We start from the raw sequence: 24730 nt of genomic DNA, 5'->3' as shown, positions 1-24730 counted from the left end.
ACCGGGTGCTGGCCGAACACCACCCCGACGCCTACCTCCCCAACCTCGCGACCAGCTTGAACAACCTCTCGGGCCGGTTGGGGGAGTTGGGTCGCCACGACGAAGGCCTCACCGCGATCGAGGAAGCGGTGGGGATCTACCGGGTGCTGGCCGAACACCACCCCGACGCCTACCTCCCCAACCTCGCGACCAGCTTGAACAACCTCTCGGGCCGGTTGGGGGAGTTGGGTCGCCGCGACGAAGCCCTCACCGCGATCGAGGAAGCGGTGAGGATCCGGCGAGTACTGGCCGAACACCACCCCGACGCCTACCTCCCAGACCTCGCGGCCAGTCTGAACAACCTCTCGGTCCGGTTGGGGGCGTTGGGTCGCCGCGACGAAGGCCTCACCGCTGCCGAGGAAGCGGTGAGGATCTACCAGGTGCTGGTCGAACACCATCCCACGCTGTATGAAGTCGACATCGAACGAATGCGAAAAGTACTCGAATGGTTCCGGTCAACCCCGCAGGGAAACGAACCTGACTGAACCAGCCGACTACTGGGCATCGCAGAACACGGCCGGGGATCTATCTTGAGGTCTCGACGCATCCTCGCCCATGATGAGAACTGTGTTCGGTAAACGGTCGTTTTTCCGAACAGACCTCGACAGTGACGTCACGCTTGAAAGATTATCTATGTGTCGTAAACATGATCTATACGCTAGCCTGTGCGGATAGATCATGTTTACGACACATAGGAGAAGTATGGGGACGTCGAAGGATGTCGGGGCAACACCGCAGGGAGAGACGATCTTCGTGTTCATCTCTGACGAAAACGGCGCGGCGCGAATCAGGCAGGGATGGGACCCGATCGAAGTGATCAACGGGGGATGGGTGTGCTCGCCGATTCGCGCAAGGTCGGTCGACCACCTCGTTGCAGTTGGCGCAGACGGTCGGGTGATGTACGCGAAGCGTGCGGCGTTCGCGTCCGAGGAGAAGCAGATCCGCAAGAAGAGGGAAGTCACCCTGGTCTGGTTCGACCTCACATCCGCTCCTGAAATGGCTTTCATGGTCGGCCTGCCATCCCCCGTCACCCAGGTTCGAAATCCTGTCGCGTACGCGGCAACTGACTGGGTGCTACATGGGGACGCGGCCGTTGAAGTCAGCGCCGACGCCACGCGGGCGGTCGTGGCCGGCTACGTACTGGATGTCGGCAAGGACGGCACGGCATACGTCACAGCCCCCGAGGGCGGCCGGGTGGTAGTCGAGTGTCGTTGAGCCGGACGGTAGCCGCCTTCGGGCCACCGCCGCGTCTAGCCGCACGGCAGGGCTTGGCTCGGCCGGTTGCGGGTCCGCATCGCGAAATACGTTGCAGTGAAGCAATTCAGCCACACACCGCTCGGATGAGCCCGAACATGGAGAAGTCGAACTCGACGGCGTGGCGTGCAGATGCCGCGAAAAACTTAAGTGCTACTCTGCTTTCGCTTTTCGATTCGTAAGTGAGCGTGGCTGGGGGCCAAGGGAGGGATCCATGAGCGAGCAGGCTGTACCCACACCGTGGGAGACCAAGCGATTCGGCGAAAACGCACTGTCGTTGCGAGGCGCGATCTGGCGCGGCCTGCAGGCCGCGCACCAGCGGGCACTGGCCGCGCACGAGGGATTGGCGCTGGACAGCAACGACGGCTACGGCCTGATCTGGCTGGTCCAGCACCAGGAAGTCGGCGATGCTATCGAGGCGGTCATCCCGAATCTGCGTCGGATCAAGCCGGCGCGCGCCCGCTACGAGTTGAACGTGGTGGGCGAGGACAACATCATCTTGTACCCGTGGAAGTTCGCCGACGACGCCCACTCCCTGGTCACGAACGCGAAGATGACGATGTCGAAGCTGCGCGAGAGCTTGCTCGCGCTCACCACGGACAATTCCGATTCCCAGCTCTCCATCGACCACGCCGATCTCACCGAAGAAGAGCTCGAGGCCGAGTTCGAGGATGCCGAGACCTTCCTCGACGACGCGATCCAGGCGGGTCGGCTGGTCATCATCGCCTACGCCGCGAACCCGCACGCGGGGATCTTGCGCGTCTACTGGGGTGAGGCATCCCAGGCCGACGATCGTGGGCGGTTGAAATGGAGTGAGCTCGAGCAGATCCCGGCACCGGTCGACGACGGCAACGAGCAGATCCCGGTGCGCCCTGTGGGCCCGGTATCGGTTCCGGACCAGACCGGCACCGCCCCCCGGTGGGACCAGTCGACTCCGCCGCCGGAGTTCGACCTGACACCGCGTCAGCCGCTGGTATCGCCGGATGGCGGGTACCCGGCGACGCCGCAACCCAAGACCTCGAGCGATGACTGAACGCCCACCGCTGAACCTCTTTTCCGGCGATACCACCGCGGCGATCTCGGCCTCCGACGTCGCGGTGGTGTTCGACCCGGCCCGCCTCACCCAGGCCCGCCAGCTCGCTGGCCTGACCAAAGCGACTCTGGCATCCCGGATCGGAGTCTCGGGCGCGGCGGTGAGTCAGTGGGAATCGCTGACCTCACCTCCACGCCCGGATCATCTACACCGCGCGGCCGAGGTTCTCGACGTGCCCGTCGAGTTCTTCGCCGCGGGTCGCCCTTTCGCCCAACTCGACGGCGCCAGCGCGCATTTCCGCAGCCTGCGCTCGACCAAGGCCGCCCAGCGCGCCAAGGCCGTCGCCTTCGCCCAGCAGGTATGGGAGCTGACCCACGTCCTCGAACGCCACGTCCAGTTCCCCGCGATCGATCTGCCCGGGTTCCTTCCCGACGACTCCACCGGCCTCGGTGATACTCCGGCCGACGCCGCCCGCGCCCTGCGGGCGCACTGGGGAATCGGACCCGGCCCGGTCCCGCACTTGGTGCGCACCATGGAAATGCGCGGGATCGTCACCACCATGGTCGAGTTCGCCGGCGACGACACCCCCACCGTCAACGCCTTCTCCACCTCCCGCATGCCACGCCCGACGATCGTGCTCACCCCTGACCGCGGCGACGACGTGTGCTGGCACCGGTTCACCGCGGCACACGAACTCGGCCACCTCGTACTTCACCGCGACGCCGCCCCCGGCGACACCGAGCAGGAACGCGAAGCCGACGCCTTCGCCGCCGAATTCCTCACTCCCGCCGACCAGATCACCGACCGGCTCCCCCAGCGCTTCGATATCAACGCGCTCCGAGGGCTCAGCCATGAATGGGGCGTGTCGATCAAGTCGCTGGTGTATCGCTCTCGCGAAACCGGCGCCATCTCCGACGGTGTCGCCCGCCGCGCCTACCAACGCCTCGGCCACCTCTACGACATCGGCATACTCGGTGCCGATCCGGTCACCCAGCACCCGGGGGAGATCCCGACCTTGCTCGCCAAGGCTTTCGAACTCGCCGAGGACCGCGGCACTCTCACCCTGACCGGGCTCGCACGAGAGCTACGTTGGCGTCCCAAACGCGTGCGCCAACTCCTCGGCCAACCCGACCAACGCCCCATCCTTCGCCTGGTCACCGATACCGATTCCACAGGTCACTAAGACGGCGCGGTCCGGCCCCTGACTGCCGACGGCGGCGGGTTGGCGGACATCCGCAGCCGCAGGTTCAGCACGGGCACCACCGTCACGGCGGGTGTTCGACAGACCGTGCCACTGAAATCGAGAAGGCCTCAGGTCGCCCAGAGGGCACCTGAGGCCTTGTTCTCGACGGGCCCGCGGGAACAGGCGATCGTCGTACCCGGGGTGCTCGGCTGTCTCAATCGACCATCCGGGGGCTACTGGCACGCTACCGGTAGTTACTCGCGAGTAGCTTCAGCGCCTTAGTTACACATTAAGGCACAACGGCCTGTCCAATGTCGCGTTGGACGGGCCTCTTCTGGGCCAAAACACCCGAACGGCCTGAGAACAGGGAGATCAGGACCAGATTCGCGCGAGGAAGTGTCCAACGCCTCAGGGCGAAGACACGCAAACATGACAGGTCGGCGGAAGATGCCATGCCCCGCTGGACACTCCGCCCTTGCCTCGGCGAACACGCGTTCGACGATTGGGCAGTCGCCCGTTGGACGCAAGTTCGAATTCACCTGGCAAATAGCAAGTCTCGAGCGTCGTAATCATCTCGTGATGGTGGCAGAATGATCTACCGAGGGCTCAGGATCACCACCTGAGCCACACGTTGTCCTCGAGCGGGAACTCGAGGGCAGCATGCCGTGACCCGCCATCGAAGTCTCGGCTGTCTCTCTCCCCATTTGAAGGTTGCCGGGGCGCAGTTCAAGCGTGTGTTGCGATCGAGGATCCGTGCGAGCTACGGGGGATCGAGTGCGTTGTCTGCCCCCGGCTGCCTTCCTTAACCGGAAGAAAACTCACGTGTCCATGCGTCGGCGGCAACGCCATGCTCCACCTCCCGACTCCTCGACGATCTCGATCGCACCGACTCCGCAACCGCCCACACGAGCGCTGTCCTGGCCGGAAGCATTTTTGGCCTCGACGATCGTGGTGGCCGGATTCGTCTATCACTATCTGCTCGTCGCCCGCGGCACCGATCCTCTACTGGCCGTGCAGTATCTGATGGCGATCGCAATCCCGCTGGTCGGGCTGGTCCTGCCCAGCACCGTGCTCGGTGGCGCCGTCCGCGCTGTCTGCCGCATGCTCGGCGTCGTCTTCAGCAGCCTTGGCGGCGGGGGGATCCGGTGACGATTCCTGCCGACCCTGGCCCCAACAGGAACGAGCACTCGAACGAAGCCGCCGCCGCGTACATGGCGATGCTGCGGCGTATCCACGAAGTGTCGGGGCTCACTGCGGGCCAGATAGCCGTCTTCTCCGGGCTTCCACGCTCCACCGCATACAGATTCACCGACCGCAACAACACCACCCTGCCCAAGAACAGGGACCAAGTCGCCGCATTCCTGCGCGCATGCCGCGTACCCCAGCACAACGTCGACCGCATGCTGGAGATGTGGGACGAAGTAAGTGGTAATCCGATCCGGCAGAACGCCTCAGCCGGGCGGGTCACGCTGCCGACCGATGTTGACGCCGCGCTGCCGATCCAGCCGAAGGCCTCGGCCACGCGGGTCGTGCTGTCAACCGATGGCGACACCGCACTCCCGAAAGCGGCTGGTAGGAAGCCGGATTGGCAGGAGTGGGACGACGAGCAGTACCCGCGGCTCGAGCCCCCACGTCAGCGCGGAGCCGCTGCTCCCTCCGCAGCGCACGACCGGCCGCCGCGGGAGGAAGACCTTGTGCAGACAACGGACTGGGTAGCCGCACACACGCACGGGGACCCGTGCATCTGCCTGGATCTCGCGCAACGACAGCAAGTCCCGCATCATCGCCCACCTTCGACAACAGGATCGGGATTGAGTCTGGCGCTGCGAGCGGTCCCCCTGGCGATGCTCATCATGGCGCTCTACCCGCTCGCTGTAGCCGTCTGGTTCGGCCACCGGTTCACCGGCGGGTTCACCGGCATCGTCTCGGTGATCGTCGCGGTCGTGCTACTGATGATGATCACCGCGTGGACACACCGTGCCAACGAACCGTCGGGCCTGACACCAACTCGGCTGGTGCTGGCCGCTTTCGGAGGTCTGTGCGCGGGGGTGCTCGCCTGGGCGGCGGTACCGGTACTGCCCATCGCGACGCTCACCGGATTCGTCGTGTTCACCATGGCGCCGATGTGGTTCAGCCTGACCAGCCTGACCGACATCGCCACCAGCGTCCACGGCGTATTCGCGCTGATCGCCGCACTCTGGTGCGGGATCACCCTGGGCACCGCCGCGGCACACACCGGGTTCCCCGTCTTCGGGTCGATCTTGGTCGGCATCTTGGGCTCGGCGACCGCAATTGCGATGCTGTGCGGTAAATCCCCGGGCCCAGATCGGCGGCGAGAGAGCCGGATAGAGGCCGTCCGGTCCATCCTGCAAGCAGCGGATGCCGCACAAATCCACCGATCCGGACCAGCGATCTGACCTATCTCCAGCTCGGCGTGCACCGGACCCGTTCTGGTGCACGCCGAGCTCCCGCCGCATGCGGCACGACTCCCGGCCGGGCATGGCTAGCTCGTCACGAGCCTTGTAATTGACGACGCCGCCCCAGCTGGACCCGTAAGCGTCCGCTGCCCGGCCTTTCACGCGACCGACCAACTTCGGTGCTGCCAGGGTACGAACGAATGGGTTTCCGTACATGTGTGCCTGCGGAAGCGCCGCCGATGCTGTGACTCGCAGCAGTATGTAGCGGTGTTTTCGCATTGTCAGGTGGCGCCGATGACGAGGGTGCTGCGGGCGGTTTCGACGACGTCTGCGGTGATGGTGTGGAGTTCGTTGATCTTCATAATGCGGCTGATCTGGGCGAACAGTCGTTGCAGGAGACGGAAGTTGCCGCCGGTGATGTGGGCGACAGCAGCGACGGCTTGGGCGTCGGTGAAGTCGGCGGGGTCGAGTTCGAGAGACAGTTTGTGCCAGTGCCGGGTTAGGACGAAGGTGAGTTCTTCGCCGGTCAGTGGCCGGTAGTGGTGGGCTGAGCCGACGCGGCTGTAGAGTTGCGGGTAGCGGGAGAAGGTCTTGTCGATTCCGGGAATCCCGATGAACAGCAGGCCATGGTCACCGCGGTCGTACTGGTCACGCAGAAGCTCGATGGCGGTGGCGGAGAGGCGTTCGGACTCGTCGATGACGAGCAGTTCGACGTAGTCGGGCATCCACCGCTCAGGAGTGCCGGTGTGGACGTCAGCTCCACACCCCCCGAGGTCGGCCGGTGACCGAGACCGTCGATCTCTACGTCATCGCCCGCCTCGACAACGGCGACGCCGCAGCCGACCTGTACAGCTGCGATGTCTACTACGACGCCCACGACGGCACCTTCCACGGTCGCACCGTGGCGAGCTGGTGGAAATCGGTACGCCTGGACTCGACAGCAACAGCGAGCCTCGACGAGCTCGATCAAGCCATGAGCAGCGCGGGATACACCCGGGTCGGTGGATGGCGAAAGCGTGTCACTTCCAGTGGTGCGGTGCGGTATTTCGCCGACGCCACCACCGGCATCGAAGAGCTGTGACCACCGACCGATAGCCATCGATGAGAAGGGCCCTCACCCGAGTCGAAGTCGGGTGAGGGCCCTTCTCATGTTGCCAGCTGGGTCAGGCTGATCGCGGCTGGCGCCGGGCGAGCAGCGCATGGTCGTCGACCCTACGCCGGTATACCGACAGCCGAGATACCCGCGCGGACATGGCATTCACCGTTTTCACGGTCGACACCGACGCCCACAGTGGCTTGCAGTCCGACGATGAGGATTCTTTCTGGTTCGGAGACGGCGGCGTCCGCGTCGTCAACAGCAAATCCATCGGCATCCGGTACTACGCACCAGGTCAGTGGCAAGAAGTGCACTACCGCGACCACCCGGAGATGCGCCGGCCCGCGGCCGCGATCCGAAGGTGAGACACGCGGCGGTGCCTCGAACGTATCTGGTTCCTGGTGCGGCAGGCTGGTCATTCGACTTCTCGTGACTGGTTCCTGGCAGGGGGGAGGTTTCATTACCGAGGAGGAGGTGTGAATCCGCTGGGCCACTGGGTGGCGTCGTCGTACACCACGCCGACTAGGTTCACGTCGGTGAGGTTCACGTCGGTGAGGTTCGCATGGCGCAGGTCCGCGCCGGTGAGGTCCGCGCGGGTCAGGCGTGCGTTGGTGAGGTTCGCCTCCGCCAGGTTCGCGCCGGCCAGGTTCGCTCCGGTGAGGTGAGCATGGAGAAGGTTCGCGTGGCGCAGGTCTGCGTGGTACAGGTTCACGTCGGTGAGGTTTGCGTTGCTGAGGTCCGAGACAGCTAGCTGCGCCTTGCCGAGGTCTGTGCCGGTGAGGTCAACGATGGCCAGGCGCGCAGCGACGAGTTCCGCTCCGGCCAAGCAGGTTCGGCGCAGGTCGAGGCGGCGAGTGATGGAGTCGCGGGCGAGATCGCGACGGCCGATGACCGTCAGCGCAGTCTGGACGTCGGCCGGTGGATTGAAGAAGGCCCGCTCCGGATTGGGAAGAAATCCGCACAGGCCCAGGGGGGCTTGAGTGCGAAGGAACGAGGCGAGCACCGCGAACACGGTCGGATGGTCGGCGGGTGAGTCGTTCGCGAGGCGTTCGAGCAGGTAGATTCCCGAAATACGGACGCTGATCTTGTCCGAGGCCAACTGTTCGGTGGCCAGGCGGAAACGGTCGGTGACCGCGGTTTGCTGCGCCAAGCCGATCTGGCTGTTGGTCGCGCGTAACGACTGCCCGGTGAACCACAGTGCACCGATCGCAGCGCCGGCCGCCCCGAGCGTGCCAATGATGGTCGCTATCGCAGCGAGCTTTATCCACCCCGGCCAGTGAACAACCCGCCCGAACCGTGATGTCGCTGCGGGCGGATTCGACGGTGCATCAGGCGGAGTCAGGGGTTCGGGCGGGGCGGGACGCGACGGTACTCGCAATGAACGGCCGCGGCGCGGCACTCGACCGCGCGGCAGTCCGGGTGACGTGTCTCCAGTCGTCATCGTGGTCTCCTCACGTCGCGGTGTGCGCCACTGTGATTCGCTCCGTCGAACCTGGCGTCGACGCTGTAGATCGTCCTGGGCTACGGCAACATTGTCAGGGATGCGCGGCTGGCACATCGGCTTCGATCGACTGCGGCCAAAGTGTGTCGGGGGCTGGTAGAGCTCGCCGGACAATCTCAACAGTCCTGATCATTGTGTATCTCGGACTTCGTTGGTCTCGGCGAGTCAGAGACCTCGACTGCGCCGCCCGAATTCTCGGTCTGTGTTGTCGGTGCCCGATCGTATGGTGGTCACGTGACCGATATAGCCCCACTCGCCGCTTCGACTCGGGCGGTGTTCGGTTCCCCAGGCGTGCATGCCGTCGTGCGGTCCGGGCGGACGGTGCATGCGGTCAGCCTCGGGCAATGGGTTGGGGACGAGGAAGTGCCCGAACTCCTCTGTCACACGGGTGTCGAGCCCGCCGAGGAAGGCGAGTCCTGGCTGCACACCGCCCTTGACAGCCAGCTCGGCGCGACCGGAATCGAAGGGGCGCGCAGTTTCTGGCGCTGGAGGGGGGATCCGGACCCGCAGTCGCACCCTTGCGTGCGTGTCGGTGATGTCCTGGTCTTTCATGTTCCCCGGATCCGATTTCCTCTCACGGTGCCGGCCTACGCCGAGGCCACCGCGACACCGCGCGGCGAGACCGCCTGGTACGCGGCGTTCGCCGTCGATATCGACGGCCACGCTGCACCATTGCCGTTGCGACCGCTCGACAAGCAGTCCGTGGGCGCCGCGCTGACCGCGGCGATCTGGGCACCGACCACCGAGCTGCTGCCCGGCCCGGCCGGCATCATCGGCAACGTCCCCACTGGTGTGCGACAGCTGCTGGCTTTGCTCGATACCGGGGAAGCGCTGCACATCGACTGGGACGAGCTGGCCGCTGCCACCGGCCCTGGTCCCGGGCTCACCGCGACCAGGGCCGAGCTCTTCGGCTTCCGCGAGGGCGATCCGTCTATGGAAGCCCGCTGAGCCCCCGATCGGATGGAACGAAGAAGACCTCAGGCCCCGCATAGGGTGCCTGAGGTCTTCTTTCTGTGTGGGGCGGCCGCGGGAACAGACACCGCCGGGGTCCCGGTCGCTCGGCCATCTCAAGGCGATCATCCGGGGACTTCGCACCGACCCGCGAAACTACTTGCCAGAACGCGCGGGTACAACTCGCGATGGCAACGCATTGCCAAGTGTGCATAACTGACCGATTCAGGTAGTTAGCTACTCGTTTGCTTTTCTCGGCGCGACCTTAGCGTTCTTCATGTCGATCGGTTCGATGGAACGACGGAAAGGAGGAGTGGACATGAACGACGACAACCCGAACGCGCCAAAGGAATCGGCGGATGATCGGCGATGCCATCCTGACATCCCGATGGACCTGGACGCACTACGGGAACTCAGCAATCAGATCGTCCGTGCGGTGACAAGCCCTGAGATGGTGCGTCAGGTCCTAGCGGTTCTCGGTGCAGAATCGGGAAGGAAGTACACCGAGGCGGCAACGAGACTGACCCCTTCTGGTCTGCGGCAGGCAGGAGTTCCGCTGCCAAACTCCACGCGCATCAGCTCGCGATACTTCGAGGAAGGACTCAGAGACGAGGTTGTCTTCACTGACATCGCGGGTAGCCGTGACATCCTCCAAATCCTCAATGCTGGGCAACCAGGCATCCTCGATCTCATTGCCAAGGAACAGCCGGAAATTTTGGATCGCTTCAAGCTGCCAGGTACCGGCCCGCTTGCCGACCCTTACAACAAACTGCGTCCCCCGCGTCCTATAGACCCCAACCCCTTCGCAGCCACGGGCCTCTGCGTCTGTGTCGGCGGTGGCGGCCCGGGCTTCAGCGCCTGCGTGGGGGTCGGCGCATGACCACATCATTGGCCGCCGCCATACTCGAACGAGTCGCCGAAGAGATGCGCCGCGGCTACGAAATCCTGCTACGCGTCGCGACTGACGAAGCGTTCCGGCGACTGGTAGATGAACTGTATGCGCAGCCGGAACAGGCCCGCCCGGCCTATGTTGCCGAACACATTCTCGACCCATCGGCCAGAGCCTCCGCTGGGGTGCACATTCCCGACGATGTTCTTGTTTTGCGGTCGTCGTTCGGAGATCGCCGACCAACTTTGTTCTGCCTGAAGTGGTACCTACCAGCCGATCTGCGGCGGTATTGGAAGAACGTCAACATCACATTCGACAACCCGACCGAGCCCGGCACCGTACCTACCGATGACCGAGCTTGGCGCAAGCCACTCATCCCGAGCGTGCAAGCAATGCTGCTGGAACAGGAGCCGAACGTACGGCAGCACTTCTCCTGACACAGGTTTTCCGAAGTCCTGCGCATTCGCCCCGAATCCCCTGACATCGGGGAACACACCCTATCCGAGACGGCTGGGGGGTTGTCCCCAGGTTGAATCAGGGTTCGCACCTGTCGATGTTCGAAGTCCGGTGCGGAGTCCGCGGCTACGGCCGGCGGTTGGGTCGTCGCTGTCGTAGACCGGTTCGTCAGGTGTCTCGGCCAGCAGGAGGCGCTGACGGTGCACGGGGTCGAGGCTGAGCTATCGCTTTCGTTCGATTATCGGTGTCGATAAATCGAACGATTCTCAACACCTGCAGTTTGTCGCACTGCGCGGTAGGCGGCTGGTTACAGGTCGCGCGTCTTGTGCCTAGTCGAGATGGCACAAGACGCGCGACCAAGAGCATTCGTAAGAACGGAGACGCGCTCCAGAATCATGCAACCCGCGACGGTCCCGTAGTAGTCGGGAGTTGCTGGGTCATGCGGTGGACAGTCGACTATTCGACGGTGACGTCCTCATACGTGATCGTGACACTCTCGACGGCCGGGCCGCTGCTGAGTTCGCCCAGCGAAGGTCCCTCCCACCGGGAGGCCCATGCGTTTGACAGGTGGATCCTGCGAACCTGCTGGCGTTGCTCGTCGAACACGGTCACGGTCAACGGCGCCTGTTGGCCGTCGGAGGTTTGTTCGATCCAGTCGGTGAACGCTGCGCGCTTGTCTCCATCGCGGGTGATCGTGATCTGGCCAGAACCTGAGGAGCTCTCCGACAGTGGTGCTGTCTCGATCTGGTCCTCACGCAACTTGATGGTCACTCCGTCGGGCTCGGTCATAGTCGTACTCCCTTCGTGGCGGGTATCGAGCGGCGACCAAGCCAAGCATCAACCACGTTGTATCACAGACCAAACCGGGAAAAATGCCCACTGACCAGCCGTTGCGGGCACTTCATTGTTTCTGTCCTGGACGACCCGCTGCCATCGGCTCTGCTGGTCGTAGTCGCCGGACGTGTCGAGAATTGATCAATTCTCGACAGCCGCGCGGTCGCCCACGCCTGGGGAGTTCATGGTGTTCGCGACGGGCGGCCAGCTCTGTGGTTTGACATTGCTCGGCTTCCCGACGCCATCATCGCCCCAATCGAACACCGGCGGAGGCGGACCCCACTGCCGCGGCCGGATGAACGAGATTCGCCCCGAGCCGAAGTCGGCAGCCAAGAAACTGGACACACCCGCGAACGTCGCCTTGTCGAACGTGGCGCTTCTGGTGAATGTCGCCTCTTCGAACATGGCGTCACCGGTGAACATCGCCTCTTCGAACGTGGCGTCACCGGTGAACGTCGCCTTGTCGAAGGTGACGGCGCCGGAGAACGTCGCCTTGTCGAACGTGGCGCTTCTGGTGAATGTCGCCTCTTCGAACTTGGCGTCACCGGTGAACGTTGCCCCATCGAACGCGACGTCGCTGGTGAATGTCACCACGTCGAACGTGGCGTCGCTGAACGTCGCCCCGTAGAACAGGGTGATGCCGGTGAACGTTGCCCCGTTGAACGTGGCGCTGCTGGTGAACGTCGTCGCCTTGCCGAAGACGACGACGCCGGCGCCGGTGAACGTCGTCGCCTTGTTGAACGTGGCGCCGTCGGTGAACATCGCCCTGTCGAAGGCGGCGCCGCCGGTGAACGTCGCCCCGTCGAACGTGGTGAAGAGAGTGAACGTCGCCTTGTTGAACGTGGCGCCGCCGGTGAACGTCACCCCGTCGAACGTGGCGCCGCCGGTGAACGTCACCCCGTCGAACGTGGTGTCGCGGGTGAACGTCGCCTCTTTGAACGTGGTGACGCCGGTGAACGTTGTCTCGGCGAACCTGGCGGCGCCGGAGAACGTCGCACGGCTTAGGTCGACATCTTCGAGATGAGCGGTGCGGAAGTCGAAGTCGCTTGCAGACCAACTGTATTCGGCCTCCGGTCGCAGGCGATCAGCAATCACGCGCACGATCGTCTTACGAACCTCGCTGTCATTCTGTCGATACTCGACGTGTTCTTCGGTCTCCCCACGAACTCGCCCACACTCGAACCATGGCGCTTTAATCACGAACTTGGTCCTGCCACTGGCGCCGTGCGCGGCGTCAAAGGGCAGGCGCAGATATCCACAGAGGACATCGATGCACTGCTGGCGTCGTAGGCCCTCGGATTCGTCGGCGGCGCCGGCCATCGCGTACACCCCGGCGATTCGGACCGCGACATCGGTCGTGCCGAGCTGGGCGGCCGCGGCGCCGAAGCGCTCCACGAACCGGCCTTGCTCGAGATCACGCTGGCGCCTGTAGGCAATCACCAACGCGACCACACCACCCACGCCCGCCACAACCGTCAACGCCATCCGGGTCACGTCGATCTCGGCTGCGGCCTTGGCATGATCGACAGGGGTAATCCAGCGAAGGAGCCCGTAGGCAGCGAACGCCACGACCAGTCCGGCGACCAGCACGAGCCCGACCGCGGCGAACAATCGGATCCGACTTGTGCGGCGACTCAGCGCCGCCCGGTCCACTCGCGCTCGCAGCGCGGTCGACTTCATCCGCGCATGTGCGCCAACGGCGCTCACCCACTTGAGCATCGCTTGATTGTGCTGGAAACCCCACCCCACTTCGGCAAACGCCACGGGATAGACCCTTCGTTTCTCCGCACAGGCCTCCGCTTGATCATCGACCACTACTTGTCGAGAATCGTTCGTTTTACCGACACCGGGTGGTCTGACAGGAAGCGCCAGGACGGCCCCGCCGATGCGGTGTCGAGAAAACGTGTTGCAAAGTCGGAGTGTTCAACAATCCGTGTCAGCCCTTTCTCGTACAGTTCCGGGCATGGCCACCAAGTCGAACGCACTCGATCTCCCGGAACCGCTTGTCCTCGACGGGGATGCGCTCGATCCGATCGGCGGCGGGGGAGCGCTCGTCGGGTACGGCCGGGTCTCGACCACCGGCCAGCTGCTCGACCGTCAGCTCGCCGCGCTCACCGCGGCCGGATGTCAGAAGATCTTCACCGACAAGAAGTCCGGCAAGGACACCGAGCGCGCCGAGCTGTGGAAGTGCCTCGAGTACATGCGCGCCGGCGACACCCTCGTCGTGCCGTCGCTGGATCGGCTCGGCCGCTCGCTGCAGGACCTGATCGCGATCGTCGCCGGACTGCGCAAGCGCGACATCGGGTTCCGGTCGCTGCACGAAGCGATCGACACCACGACCCCTGGCGGGCGACTGGTGTTCCACGTCTTCGCCGCCCTGGCCGAGTTCATCCGCGAGCTCATCGTCCAAGGCACCAACGAGGGCCTGGCCGCCGCGCGCGCTCGCGGCCAGCGTCTCGGCCGTCCACCGGCGATGACCGACGAACAGATCCGCCAGGCCCGCGCGATTCTGACCCGGCCCGAGGAAACCGTCTCTTCGGTCGCCCGGCTGCTCGGCGTCTCGCGCTCGACGATCTACAAGTACGTTCCTGAACTTGCCGCGACCGGGCAGGCGAGCCTCGACTCGGCACCGGTCACGGCCGGACCGGCGAAGACTCTCGGGGAGTGAGTGTCATCGGAGGTCAGAACGGGATTGAGCTGGTACGCGACGGGACGCTCCTCCAGGACTAACCCCGAGGGGCGTGGCTGGAGAGCCACCCTTGAAGTGCAGCTCGTATCTCTTCGTTTGTCGGTGTGCGGCCGCTGACGATCGGCGCCGGGTCCTCCTCATAGGAGTTCCCGCCACCGAGACTGGTTTTCAAGAAGATCCACGAGCCATCGGCACGCACAGCGATATTCGCGTAACCGAATCCGGCGTCGTACCTTCCTTTTGAGAAGGACAGGTTGACCCGCCAGAAGCGGACGTAGCTGTTGAACAGCGTGTCCTTGCGTCCGACCTGTTCGATACCGAGCTCTGTGGCAGCCTGCGCGAACTCCGGGATGTTGCGGTTCAGCACTTCTGTGTACGCTGCGACGCGTTTGCGACGTTCGCTTTCCTTGCTAAGCGTTTCGGCATCCCATTGCTGCTGCTGCCGCCGAACCTCGTCTGCCATGCCCACGAGACAAAGCGTAATCTCTTACCGCTCTTCGCAACCGGTCGTCGGCGGCGCAGCCGAAGTGCTACGCCGACCAACTCCGTCGAGGTTGCTACCTGCGGGACAAGAAGATCTTGAGGGTCACTGCAACGAATCCACCGGCGGCGCCCAGCACCACCCCTGCCGCCGGTCCGACAATGACCACCAAGGCGACAGTGGTGGTGAGAATCGCAACCAATGCCACCACATCGGCGACACCGGCTCGCTTCAGTTCGCTATCGGCGCTCTGCCGGTTCTCGGTTTGGGCGTGTAAATTCACTGTCTGTCTCCTTGTTCGCGGGGAGGTGGAACACCCTCGCGTGGAGACCGGGCCGCATGCGTCCAACATTCCGGTTCCGGTCTCACGTGGGGGATGGACCCAAACATTACGGTGCAACATCGCGGATGCACCCTGTGATGCGGTTGACATCGAGCAGTGCGGTATCGCTCGTTGACGTGACTGCGGCCCCAGACGGACCACAATCTCCTGGTTGTGCGTCAGCCCGGATCAGTACGGTTCGTTGACGTACACCGCGGCAATGGTTTTGGCCAATGGCGTCAGCGACGACTTCCGTGCGGACGTCCTGTTCGCCTGCCGCCTGTTCGCCGATCCCGACTTCGACTACTGGACGCCGGGGTGTTGCACCAGCCCGGTGCAACACCCCGACTACCAACTACCGACTACCGCGCTCGCCCGGACGCGGCAGCCAGGAGATATCCGGGGCCTGCAGCTTCGCTGCCACCAGCTGCCCGACCTCGTTGAGCTGCGGCCGGAGCACCTCGCAGAGGTCTTCGAGCATCCGCGCCTGTTGCGCTTTGACCGCGCTGTCGTTGTTGAACGCGTCCTTCACCGACTCCAGCAAGGGCATGTCCATCGTGTTCTCCTTCTTCGCGATCCGTTGATGAGTGCGGCACGCCCGGCCTGTCTGCGGATCGCTGGTCAGAACGGTTTTCGGGCGTGCGGCGCGCACGGTAACGACAAGGGGTGCAAGAGCCTCCAGTGCAAGATCCCGACCCTCACGCCGAGCCGCTAGATGGGGGTTCCGGTAGTAACCGCCGGACAACCAACGGATATGGCCTAACTGCTGGTCAGTGTCAGCGAGTTCAGCTCGCCTGCATTTTGTCGATCTCCTTGCCGACGCGAACGAGAGCGTCGTAATGATGGGCCTTGCCGTGCACGATCAGGTAGGCCAAGACCTCGTCCTTGTCGAGCAAGGACCGCTCCTGCAGCTCACCTAGGAGGTTGCGCAGATCCCGTAGTCCGTAGGCGTCGCCCCAGCCGTTGTTGCCCGCGAATTCGATCCGTTCCAGCAGCCGCTGGTGTTCAGCCGAACGGTCGACCGCGTGAATCTTCTGCTCGATCACGTTGGCTGCCCCGATCTCGTCAGCCCACCGCGAGGCCGAGAATCCCGCGTCTTCCACGACCGCGATTGGCGCGTTCCGCGCGAACTCGGTGGCAAGCGCGAGTTCCCGCTGTCCCGGTGCATACACCAGAGCGGGACGGCCGTAGCCGATCCCGGACTGGTTCGAGTTCTTCGGAGTCAGGACAGGACGTCCTGTGGCGTAGGCGTTCAACGGCGGGCAGGCGGTGAGGGCGTTCTTCTGGGGGACAACGACGATCGTGCCGCGGGCACCGACACGGTCGAGGTAGGCGATAGCGATCTCGACTGCTCGGTTGTACCCGTGCTCAGGGTCGAAGGGGATGTAGGCGGCGCGGGGGAGTTCGGTCACCGAGGCACCGTATAGCCGGGGCGGAGAGCAGTCCTTCTGAGGGCTCCCGCCAGTAGTGCGTGGTGGGTCGAGCCAGTTGACTGCCGATGCTGAACGAGTTCCCGAACACCCGCGCCTGCGAGTCCGCCGCCGACGCCCGACCGCGACCGGAGTGTTCGGCAGACGGTCTCGAACCCGCCCCGTGCGCGCACCAGTGCCCCCCCGTGCGGATTATTGGGTTTATCGCGCTAGCGGCGCCGCTAGCGGCCGTTACGCGGCGGCCCCGGATAGCGGGCGGATGCGCTGCAGACGGCCGTCTGCCGGTCCAGGAAGCAACTGCCCGGGCGCGGAATCTCGCATTCATCTGTCTGGCGGGTTTGCCGGACGGCTGCGGTCCCCAGGACGGCTGTCATCCGCCAGCTCGGCTCCTTCGCTCCCAGCTGGCTCGACCGTCTCCCTGGCCTGCTCATCGATGATTTGGGAATGAAAGTAGGTGATACAGGTGTTGAAAATCCTGGGTAAATCGTAGAAAAATCGTAGGAAGCAGGGGTGGACCCCGAAGATGACCAGGTCAACGGTGGTATAGGCTTTGTCGGTCATGAAGTCGGCTTATTCGGGTCCGGTCAGCGGTGCGCCCAAGACGGTCTACCTCGATCACGCGGCGACCACTCCGATGTTGCCCGCCGCCGTCGAGGCGATGACGGCTGCCCTCGGGGCGGTCGGCAACGCGTCCTCGCTGCACGGTTCGGGGCGGGCGGCGCGGCGGTCGCTGGAAGAGGCGCGCGAGTCGATCGCGGCTGATCTGGGTGCTCGACCGTCCGAGGTGATCTTCACCTCCGGGGGCACCGAGAGCGACAATCTGGCCGTCAAGGGGATCTTCTGGGGGCGTAGGGCGGCGGATCCGCGGCGTACCAGGATCGTCACCAGCGCGGTCGAGCATCACGCGGTGCTCGACGCGGTCGAGTGGCTCGAGAAGCACGAGGGTGCGCAGGTCAGCTGGCTGCCGGTCGACGCCGAGGGTGTCGTGTCGCCGCAGGTGTTGCGTGAGGTACTCGCCGCGCATGCCGATGAGGTGGCGCTGGTCAGTGTGATGTGGGCCAACAACGAGGTCGGGACCATCGAGCCGATCGCCGAATTGGCCGCTGTCGCACAGGAATTCGACATCCCGATGCACAGCGACGCCATTCAGGCGGTGACCCAGATTCCGGTCGACTTCGCCGCGAGCGGGCTGGCCGCGCTGAGCGTGGCCGGACACAAGGTCGGCGGTCCGCACGGGATCGGCGTACTGCTGCTGGGCCGAAGTGTGCCGTGTGTGCCGCTGGTGCACGGCGGCGGGCACGAACGCGACCTGCGCTCCGGTACCTCCGATGTGGCCGCGGCGATCGGGATGGCCGCCGCGCTGCGCGATGCCGTCACCGACCTGCCCGGGCGCGCTCAGCGATTGCGGGCGTTGCGCGACGAGTTGATCGACGGCGTGCGGGCCGCGGTGCCGGATGCCGTACTCAACGGGCCCGCGCAACGACTGCCCGGCAACGCTCACTTCACGTTCCCCGGGTGCGAGGGCGACTCGCTGCTCATGCTGCTCGACGCCGCCGGTGTCGAATGCTCCACCGGTTCGGCCTGCAACGCGGGCGTCGCCTCGCCCAGCCATGTGCTGATCGCGATGGGTGTGCAACCGTGGCAGGCGCGCAGTTCGCTGCGCTTCACGCTCGGTCACACGTCGACCGGAGCCGATGTCGAAACACTGTTGACCGTGCTGCCGCAGGTCATCGATCGGGCCAGGGCCGCGGGCCTGGCCGGCGCTAGAGGAGGTGCCTGATGAGAGTTCTCGCCGCGATGAGTGGTGGTGTCGATTCCGCGGTGGCCGCGGCGCGGGCCGTGGACGCCGGGCACGAGGTGGTCGGGGTGCATCTGGCGCTGTCGGCCAACCCGGGCACGCTGCGCACCGGGTCGCGTGGTTGCTGCTCCAAGGAAGACGCCGGTGACGCGCGTCGCGCCGCCGATGTGCTCGGAATCCCGTTCTACGTCTGGGATTTCGCCGATCGCTTCAAGGAAGACGTGATCGACGACTTCGTCGCCGCCTACGCCGCGGGGGAGACCCCCAACCCGTGTCTGCGCTGCAACGAGAAGATCAAGTTCTCCGCGCTGGCCGATCGCGCGCAGGCGCTGGGCTTCGACGCGGTGGTGACCGGGCATTACGCGCGGCTCGACGAGGGCGTGCTGCGTCGTGCTGTCGACGCGGACAAGGACCAGTCCTACGTGTTGGCGGTGCTCACCGCCGAGCAGCTCGCGCGGGCGATGTTCCCGGTCGGCGACACCCCCAAGCCGCGGATCCGCGAGGAAGCCGCCGAGCGGGGGCTGGCGGTGGCGAACAAGCCCGACAGTCACGACATCTGTTTCATCCCGTCCGGGGATACCCGCGCCTTCCTCGGTGCCAAGATCGGCATCCGGCCCGGTGCGCTGGTCGATTCCGACGGCACTGTGCTCGGTAGTCACGAGGGTGTGCACGGGTTCACCGTCGGTCAGCGCAAGGGCCTCGGCCTGAGCCACACCGCCGCCGACGGCAAGCCGCGGTATGTGACCGGGATCGATCCCGATTCGGGGACCGTCAAGGTCGGTTCGGTCGAGGATCTACAGGTCGACGTCGTCACCGCCGACCGCGCGATCTGGACTTCCGGCGTGCGCCCGGCCTCGTCGGTCGAATGCGTCGTGCAGGTGCGCGCGCACGGCGGGACCGCGCCGGCCGTGGTCGAGCCCGAGGGCGACGGCTTCGTCGCCAGGTTGCGCGAGCCGCTCACCGGCGTCGCGAAGGGCCAGGCCATCGTGCTGTACCTGCCCGACGCCGACGGCGGCGACACCGTGATCGGCAGCGGCACCATCAACGGCACCGACCGTGCCGCGGGCATCGAGTCCGATTCGTCGGCGGCGTCAGCCTGATCGTGTCGTGGCGGGTGCGCCGGCGGTCGGCGCGCACGGCAGGATGACGGGTGACGGCCCGCGCCGTGGTGCGGCGCACGGTTCGTGGTGGTCGACGCCGATCCGGTGTGGACCACTGACCCAGACGACACGAAAGGTGTTGAGCGCGTGACGTTGTGGCGTGGCAGTGAGCAGTCCGGCGACCCGGCCGCGGCGGAGCCGGTGGACTTGCTCGCCGGGGCGTTCGCCACCGGTCTCGGTTCCTGGCCGGGCACCGATCCACTCGAGGCGGCGACCACCATCGTCGGTGAACTGCCGGAACTGCCCCACCTCGTCGAACTCCCCGAACGCGGGATCGGCGCCGACATGATCGGACGTGCCTCCGCGCTCCTGGTCGATCTGCGGTTCGACGCGACCACCCGAGGTTACCGGCTCGCCGACCGCCCGGGTTCGGTCTCGCGGAAGGCCCGCGACTTCGTGCGCGTAGATCTCGACGCGATCGAGGAAGCCTGGGAGACAGCGGGTCTCGTCGGTTCCGGCCGGGCGATCAAGATCCAGTCGGTCGGACCGCTCACCCTCGCCGCCGAGGTCGAACTGCCCGGCGGCCATCGCATTCTCACCGATCGCGGTGCGCTGCGCGACCTCACGGACTCGCTGGCCGAGGGCCTGGCCCTGCACGCCGCCGAGATCGGAAAACGACTCGGGGCGAACGTGGTTGTGCAACTGGATGAACCGCAGTTGACGACGGTTCTCGACGGATCGCTGACCGGCCCGAGCGTGCTCAACACCGTCCGCGCGCTGCCCGGGCCGGAGGCGATCCACTTTCTCGACGTCGTGATCAACGCCCAACCGGGACCGGTCATCCTGCACACCTGCGCAGCCCGCCCGGCCCTGCCCACCCTGCGCCGCACGGCGGCCGCCGCCCTGTCCTTCGACGCGTCGGCCATCACCACCGCCGACTTCGACGACATCGGCGAAGCCGTGGACTCCGGCAAGAAGCTGGCCCTCGGACTCGTCCCCACCGAACCGCCCACGAGCCCGCTCACCTGGCGCACCGCCGCCGAGCCCGCGGTCCGGCTCGTGGACGATCTCGGCTTCCCCCGTGCGGCTCTCACTCGAGTCCTGGTCACCCCGACCTGCGGTCTGGCGGGCGCTCCGCTCGCGTGGTCTCGCAAGGCCCTCGCGCTGGCCGCCGACGTTGCCCGCGCTTTCGCCGAGGACCCGGAGTCGCTCACCGTCGAGCGGCCGGAACAGTCGCGCTCGGGCCGCGGTCGTCGGTGACGTAGTTCCCGCCGATCTCCACGAAATCTCGTTCCTGCACGGCTGCGACGTGCATGGATGTGTCGGTGGGCTCGACTAATCTCTGGTGGGTGAGTGACAGCGACAGCGCGGTTTCTGTGAGTGCCGAAGCGGCTACGCCCGAGCAGCGGGTGCAGTGGCAACAGTTGGCCGACGAGGTGCGTGGGCATCAGTTCCGCTACTACCTGCGGGACGCACCGATCATCACCGACGGTGAGTTCGACGCGTTGCTGCGCGCATTGCAGGCTCTCGAGGACGCGCATCCGGATCTGCGGACTCCCGACTCGCCCACCCAGCTGGTCGGCGGCGGATTCGCGACCGAGTTCACCGCGGTCGATCATCTCGAGCGGATGCTGTCGCTGGACAACGTGTTCGACTACGACGAGCTGCGCACCTGGGCGAGCAGGGTCGAAGCCGAAACCGGGTCCGGGCTGCACTATCTGTGCGAAGTCAAGATCGACGGCGTCGCGCTGAACCTCGTGTACGAGAACGGCAAGCTGGTGCGCGGTGCGACTCGCGGTGACGGGCGCACAGGGGAGGACGTCACCCTCAACGCGCGCACCATCGAAGACATCCCCGCCGAGCTCACCCCGACCGAGGAATTCCCGATCCCGGAGCTCCTGGAAGTACGCGGCGAGGTGTATTTCCGGCTCGAGGACTTCGAGACGTTGAACGCTCAGATCGTCGCCGAGGGCAAACCGCCGTACGCGAATCCGCGCAATACCGCCGCCGGATCGCTGCGCCAGAAGAATCCCGCGATCACCGCCCAGCGTCGGCTGCGGATGATCTGCCACGGGTTCGGCCGCATCGAGGGATACCGCCCGGCCTCCCAGCACGAGGCATACCAGGCACTGGCTGCCTGGGGCCTGCCGGTCTCGGCCCACACCCGCCTGGTCGAGGGCATCGACGCGGTCATCGAGCGGGTCGCCTACTGGGGCGAACATCGCCACGACATCGAGCACGAGATCGACGGTCAGGTGATCAAGGTCGACGAGACGGCCCTGCAACGCCGCCTCGGCTCCACCTCCCGTGCCCCACGTTGGGCCATCGCCTACAAGTACCCGCCCGAAGAGGCCACCACCACGCTGCTCAACATCGAGGTCAACGTCGGCCGCACCGGTCGGGTCACCCCGTTCGCGGTGATGGCGCCGGTCTCGATCGCCGGCTCGACCGTGTCGATGGCGACCCTGCACAATGCCTCCGAAGTGCGGCGCAAGGGTGTGCTCATCGGCGATACCGTCACGATCCGCAAGGCCGGTGATGTGATTCCCGAGGTCCTCGGGCCCGTCGTCGACGCGCGTACCGGTGCCGAACGCGAATTCGTCATGCCGACGCACTGCCCCGAGTGCGCCACCGAACTCGCCCCCGCCAAGGAGGGCGACGCCGACATCCGCTGCCCCAACCAGCGGCATTGCCCGGCCCAGCTGCGCGAACGCGTCTTCCACCTGGCCGGTCGCGGCGCCTTCGACATCGAGGCCCTCGGCTACGAAGCCGCCAACGACCTGCTCACCTCGGGCGCGATCACCGACGAGGGCGACCTGTTCGCCCTCGACGCGCAGGATCTGCTCGGCGTGCCGCTGTTCACCAAACAGGACGGCACCCTCTCGGCCAACGGTGCCCGCCTGCTCGCGAACCTCGAAGCGGCCAAGGACACTCCGCTGTGGCGGGTGCTCGTCGCGTTGTCCATCCGCCATGTCGGCCCGACCGCGGCCCGTGCGTTGGCCGCCGAGTTCGCGGACCTCGAGCGCATCGAATCCGCGACAGGAGAAGAGCTTTCAGCCACCGACGGGGTCGGCCCCACTATCGCCGCCGCGGTCGTGGAATGGTTCACCGTCGACTGGCATCGCGCGATCGTCGACAAGTGGCGAGCGGCCGGGGTGCGGATGGAAGACGAGCGTGACGAATCCATCGAACGCAACCTCGACGGCCTGTCGATCGTCGTCACCGGCTCCCTGCAGACCTTCAGCCGCGACGGCGCGAAGGAGGCGATCCTCGTTCGCGGCGGCAAGGCGGCGGGCTCGGTGTCGAAGAAGACCGCGTTCGTGGTGATCGGCGAGGCGCCCGGTTCGAAAGCGGCCAAGGCCGAAGAGCTGGGCGTCCAGATCCTCGACGAAGACGGCTTCCGGCGGCTCCTCGAGGCTGGCCCCGACGCGGTCAGGGTCGCACCGGCCGATCCGGTCGTGGCGGACCAGCCGAGCCCGGCGACGTGAACAGCCGGGTTCGCGTCAGTTCGGGGTGACGGTGACCGTGTTGCCGATCTGGGTCTTCATGTCGAACGACGCGCACTGCCCGTTGCTGAGCTCCTGGGTACGCAACGGCCGCTTCTTGATGTTGGTCTGGATCTCCACCGTCACATCGGTGCTCGTCATCGAGCACACCTTCGACACCGGAGCGTCGGTGTAGGACACCGACCCCGCACCCTGACACGAGTTGGTCGAGTTCCCCAGGAACACCCGCGCGGTTCCCGTCGGGCACGGATCGGCCAGCGCACTGGGCGCACTCACCAGCGCCGCGGGCACGAGCGCTCCCGCGGTCACCGCGGCAACGACAACTCCGCGAACAATTACCCGAACCGCCATTACGCGCACCCATCCCTCATCGCCGACCGCCGAACCTGCGACGAACCAGCCGCAGTGTCCAGCACCTTAGTGCGTCCGAACCGAACACGCGCGGGATCGGTGCCGCCGTTCGCCGGATCAGGCTGCCGCGTGGGCGAGCCCCCGTGTCCCTTAGTCTTGCCAAGAATCTCGGAGAGGCGGACCCTTGCTGCGCAGTTTTCAGGTGACCAATCATGGATCGCTGGCGGAGGCTCAGCAGTTGCGGCTGACCAAGGGGGCAGGCGGGCCGTTGGCGGTGCCGGTGACCGCGGTGCACGGGGTGGCGGCGGCCGGGAAGACGAGCGTGATCGACGCGATCGGGCAGATGCGGGACGCGGTCCTGAATTCCGTGAGCGGATGGGACCCCTACGCCGGCCCGGTGCGGCGACCGCATCTCGGGTTCGCCGAGCGGCCGACGGAATTCGTCGCCGGATTCGTCGCCGAGGGCGTGCCCTACACCTACGGGTTCCGGCTCGACAACGCCGACGTGGTCGCGGAGTGGCTCTACACCCATCCACGGTCGCGCAAGCGGATCGTGTTCGAACGCCGGGGTGACGAGGTGAAGATCGGGCCGATGTTCGAAGCGGCCCGGTACGGGGTGGCGGCGCTGGTGCCGTTGCTGCGGCCGAACGCGCTGCTGCTGAGTTTGGCGGGGCAGATGTACGCCGAGGCACTCGTGCCCGCGTACCGGTGGTTCGCGGCGAATCTGACTGTGCAGCAGGGCGATGTCGACACCGACGCGCTCGCGCACGATCTCGGCAGCCATATCTCCCGCTCGCCCGACAACGCGGCGCGTCTGCTGATGCTGCTGCGCACCGCTGATCTCGGGATCGAGGATCTGCTCGTCGCTGAACACGATCCGATGTACGCGGACTACCTGCGTGATCTGGACGCCGAGATCGGCGCGCTGGCAGGCCATCTCGACCACCCCGAGCAGATTCTCGTGGATCGCGAGCTGAGCACCCTGCGCGCGGCGCGGGACGCGCTGTACCGGCGCATGGTCGACCGCCGCGGCGCGGGGCTGAGCCTGGTGCACGAGGGCATCGACGTCCCGTTCGAACTGGCCGACGAATCCACCGCCACCCGTTCGCTGCTGCGCGTACTGCCCGCCATGCTGGAGGCTCTCGACACCGGCCAGGTGCTCGCGGTCGACGATCTCGGCGTCGGCCTGCCGGTCGAGGAGACCGACCGCCTCGTCCAGTTGTTCCAGAACCCGGAGACCAATTCCCGTGGCGCACAACTGATCTACACCACCGCCGATCGAGCGCTGATCGACCGCGGCAACGGCCGCTCCCAGCGCACCCGCACGGCGGTGTGGCAGGTGCGCCGTGCACTGGGGGTCAGCGAACTCACGCCGCTGTGAGCGGGGCATAGCATGGGCG

27 protein-coding genes are annotated in these 24730 nt (G+C 65.8%); 17 read left to right on the top strand and 10 right to left on the bottom strand.

Features of this window, described 5'->3' with window-relative positions; translation table 11 throughout:
* The 6 genes from ACWFRF_RS28935 to ACWFRF_RS28910 all read left to right on the top strand — a co-directional run.
* Window positions 1-524, top strand: a 524-nt coding sequence (locus ACWFRF_RS28935) for a tetratricopeptide repeat protein (RefSeq protein ID WP_452453254.1), incomplete at its 5' end; no start/stop codon positions are given.
* Window positions 525-741: 217 nt separating this feature from the next.
* Entirely contained in the window at window positions 742-1254 is a 513-nt protein-coding gene (locus ACWFRF_RS28930) for a hypothetical protein (RefSeq protein WP_452453252.1), read from the top strand.
* A 253-nt stretch (window positions 1255-1507) separates the two neighbouring features.
* A complete protein-coding gene (locus tag ACWFRF_RS28925; RefSeq protein WP_452453251.1) occupies window positions 1508-2326 on the top strand; it encodes a hypothetical protein in 819 nt (272 codons plus the stop codon).
* The gene (locus tag ACWFRF_RS28920; protein WP_452453249.1) at window positions 2319-3509 is read left to right on the top strand and encodes an XRE family transcriptional regulator; all 1191 of its coding nucleotides are present in this window, start codon (window positions 2319-2321) and stop codon (window positions 3507-3509) included. Before ACWFRF_RS28925 ends, ACWFRF_RS28920 begins: the two co-directional genes overlap by 8 nt.
* Before the next feature lie 822 nt (window positions 3510-4331).
* Window positions 4332-4658 (top strand): hypothetical protein, encoded by a 327-nt coding sequence (locus tag ACWFRF_RS28915; RefSeq protein ID WP_452453247.1) that lies wholly within the window; start codon window positions 4332-4334, stop codon window positions 4656-4658.
* Complete coding sequence (locus ACWFRF_RS28910; RefSeq protein WP_452453245.1) at window positions 4655-5926, top strand: hypothetical protein; 1272 nt, start codon at window positions 4655-4657, stop codon at window positions 5924-5926. The genes ACWFRF_RS28915 and ACWFRF_RS28910 overlap by 4 nt, the downstream gene beginning before the upstream one ends.
* Window positions 5927-6207: 281 nt before the next feature.
* Here the strand turns inward: ACWFRF_RS28910 and ACWFRF_RS28905 are convergent, their stop codons facing one another.
* Window positions 6208-6651 carry a hypothetical protein gene (locus ACWFRF_RS28905; protein WP_452453243.1) on the bottom strand — a complete coding sequence of 148 codons (444 nt, stop codon included), beginning with the start codon at window positions 6649-6651 and terminating at the stop codon, window positions 6208-6210.
* A gap of 56 nt (window positions 6652-6707) precedes the next feature.
* On the opposite strand from ACWFRF_RS28905, the gene ACWFRF_RS28900 reads away from it, so the two are divergent.
* Together ACWFRF_RS28900 and ACWFRF_RS28895 are read left to right on the top strand one after the other, a co-directional pair.
* A complete protein-coding gene (locus ACWFRF_RS28900) occupies window positions 6708-7007 on the top strand; it encodes a hypothetical protein (RefSeq protein WP_452453242.1) in 300 nt (99 codons plus the stop codon).
* 170 nt (window positions 7008-7177) lie between these two features.
* On the top strand, window positions 7178-7387 hold the full coding sequence (locus tag ACWFRF_RS28895) for a hypothetical protein (protein ID WP_452453240.1): 210 nt from the start codon (window positions 7178-7180) through the stop codon (window positions 7385-7387).
* Between the two features lie 95 nt (window positions 7388-7482).
* Here the strand turns inward: ACWFRF_RS28895 and ACWFRF_RS28890 are convergent, their stop codons facing one another.
* Entirely contained in the window at window positions 7483-8421 is a 939-nt protein-coding gene (locus ACWFRF_RS28890; RefSeq protein WP_452453238.1) for a pentapeptide repeat-containing protein, read from the bottom strand.
* Between the two features lie 336 nt (window positions 8422-8757).
* Between ACWFRF_RS28890 and ACWFRF_RS28885 the strand changes: the two genes are divergently transcribed.
* From ACWFRF_RS28885 to ACWFRF_RS28875, 3 genes are all read left to right on the top strand, one after another.
* Entirely contained in the window at window positions 8758-9471 is a 714-nt protein-coding gene (locus tag ACWFRF_RS28885; RefSeq protein WP_452453237.1) for a hypothetical protein, read from the top strand.
* A gap of 322 nt (window positions 9472-9793) precedes the next feature.
* Window positions 9794-10354: a hypothetical protein gene (locus ACWFRF_RS28880; protein ID WP_452453235.1), complete on the top strand. Its 561-nt coding sequence runs from the start codon at window positions 9794-9796 to the stop codon at window positions 10352-10354.
* Complete coding sequence (locus tag ACWFRF_RS28875; protein WP_452453233.1) at window positions 10351-10800, top strand: hypothetical protein; 450 nt, start codon at window positions 10351-10353, stop codon at window positions 10798-10800. Before ACWFRF_RS28880 ends, ACWFRF_RS28875 begins: the two co-directional genes overlap by 4 nt.
* A 475-nt stretch (window positions 10801-11275) precedes the next feature.
* On the opposite strand, the gene ACWFRF_RS28870 is transcribed toward ACWFRF_RS28875, so the two are convergent.
* Together ACWFRF_RS28870 and ACWFRF_RS28865 are read right to left on the bottom strand one after the other, a co-directional pair.
* Window positions 11276-11608, bottom strand: a complete 333-nt coding sequence (locus ACWFRF_RS28870; RefSeq protein ID WP_452453231.1) for a phage tail protein — start codon at window positions 11606-11608, stop codon at window positions 11276-11278.
* 186 nt (window positions 11609-11794) lie between these two features.
* Window positions 11795-13360 (bottom strand): pentapeptide repeat-containing protein, encoded by a 1566-nt coding sequence (locus ACWFRF_RS28865; protein WP_452453229.1) that lies wholly within the window; start codon window positions 13358-13360, stop codon window positions 11795-11797.
* A gap of 256 nt (window positions 13361-13616) precedes the next feature.
* On the opposite strand from ACWFRF_RS28865, the gene ACWFRF_RS28860 reads away from it, so the two are divergent.
* Window positions 13617-14321, top strand: coding sequence for a recombinase family protein (locus tag ACWFRF_RS28860; protein ID WP_452453227.1), 705 nt, complete (start codon window positions 13617-13619; stop codon window positions 14319-14321).
* A 58-nt stretch (window positions 14322-14379) separates the two neighbouring features.
* On the opposite strand, the gene ACWFRF_RS28855 is transcribed toward ACWFRF_RS28860, so the two are convergent.
* The 5 genes from ACWFRF_RS28855 to ACWFRF_RS28835 all read right to left on the bottom strand — a co-directional run bounded on the left by ACWFRF_RS28855 (window position 14380) and on the right by ACWFRF_RS28835 (window position 17136).
* Window positions 14380-14811 carry a hypothetical protein gene (locus tag ACWFRF_RS28855; protein ID WP_452453226.1) on the bottom strand — a complete coding sequence of 144 codons (432 nt, stop codon included), beginning with the start codon at window positions 14809-14811 and terminating at the stop codon, window positions 14380-14382.
* Window positions 14812-14899: 88 nt separating this feature from the next.
* On the bottom strand, window positions 14900-15106 hold the full coding sequence (locus ACWFRF_RS28850) for a hypothetical protein (RefSeq protein ID WP_452453224.1): 207 nt from the start codon (window positions 15104-15106) through the stop codon (window positions 14900-14902).
* Between the two features lie 394 nt (window positions 15107-15500).
* Complete coding sequence (locus ACWFRF_RS28845) at window positions 15501-15701, bottom strand: hypothetical protein (protein WP_452453222.1); 201 nt, start codon at window positions 15699-15701, stop codon at window positions 15501-15503.
* A 229-nt stretch (window positions 15702-15930) separates the two neighbouring features.
* Entirely contained in the window at window positions 15931-16557 is a 627-nt protein-coding gene (locus ACWFRF_RS28840) for a hypothetical protein (protein WP_452453220.1), read from the bottom strand.
* A gap of 339 nt (window positions 16558-16896) precedes the next feature.
* Window positions 16897-17136 (bottom strand): hypothetical protein, encoded by a 240-nt coding sequence (locus ACWFRF_RS28835; RefSeq protein WP_452453218.1) that lies wholly within the window; start codon window positions 17134-17136, stop codon window positions 16897-16899.
* Here ACWFRF_RS28835 and ACWFRF_RS28830 point away from each other — a divergent pair.
* The 4 genes from ACWFRF_RS28830 (at window position 17135) to ligA (ending at window position 22961) form a co-directional block, all read left to right on the top strand.
* On the top strand, window positions 17135-18355 hold the full coding sequence (locus tag ACWFRF_RS28830) for a cysteine desulfurase family protein (protein WP_452453216.1): 1221 nt from the start codon (window positions 17135-17137) through the stop codon (window positions 18353-18355). The genes ACWFRF_RS28835 and ACWFRF_RS28830 overlap by 2 nt on opposite strands.
* On the top strand, window positions 18355-19473 hold the full coding sequence (gene mnmA, locus ACWFRF_RS28825) for a tRNA 2-thiouridine(34) synthase MnmA (RefSeq protein WP_452453214.1): 1119 nt from the start codon (window positions 18355-18357) through the stop codon (window positions 19471-19473). The genes ACWFRF_RS28830 and mnmA overlap by 1 nt, the downstream gene beginning before the upstream one ends.
* A 201-nt stretch (window positions 19474-19674) precedes the next feature.
* Window positions 19675-20733 carry a methionine synthase gene (locus tag ACWFRF_RS28820; protein WP_452453343.1) on the top strand — a complete coding sequence of 353 codons (1059 nt, stop codon included), beginning with the start codon at window positions 19675-19677 and terminating at the stop codon, window positions 20731-20733.
* 89 nt (window positions 20734-20822) lie between these two features.
* Window positions 20823-22961: an NAD-dependent DNA ligase LigA gene (gene ligA / locus ACWFRF_RS28815; RefSeq protein WP_452453212.1), complete on the top strand. Its 2139-nt coding sequence runs from the start codon at window positions 20823-20825 to the stop codon at window positions 22959-22961.
* A 15-nt stretch (window positions 22962-22976) separates the two neighbouring features.
* On the opposite strand, the gene ACWFRF_RS28810 is transcribed toward ligA, so the two are convergent.
* Window positions 22977-23330, bottom strand: coding sequence for a hypothetical protein (locus ACWFRF_RS28810; protein ID WP_452453210.1), 354 nt, complete (start codon window positions 23328-23330; stop codon window positions 22977-22979).
* Window positions 23331-23532: 202 nt separating this feature from the next.
* Between ACWFRF_RS28810 and ACWFRF_RS28805 the strand changes: the two genes are divergently transcribed.
* Window positions 23533-24711 carry an AAA family ATPase gene (locus tag ACWFRF_RS28805; protein WP_378991587.1) on the top strand — a complete coding sequence of 393 codons (1179 nt, stop codon included), beginning with the start codon at window positions 23533-23535 and terminating at the stop codon, window positions 24709-24711.
* Window positions 24712-24730: the final 19 nt, after the last annotated feature.

The sequence above is a fragment of the Nocardia sp. NPDC055165 genome, assembly GCF_053606985.1.
The sequence above is the reverse complement of the archived record's forward strand: the minus strand, read 5'-3'. Positions and strand labels throughout refer to the sequence as shown.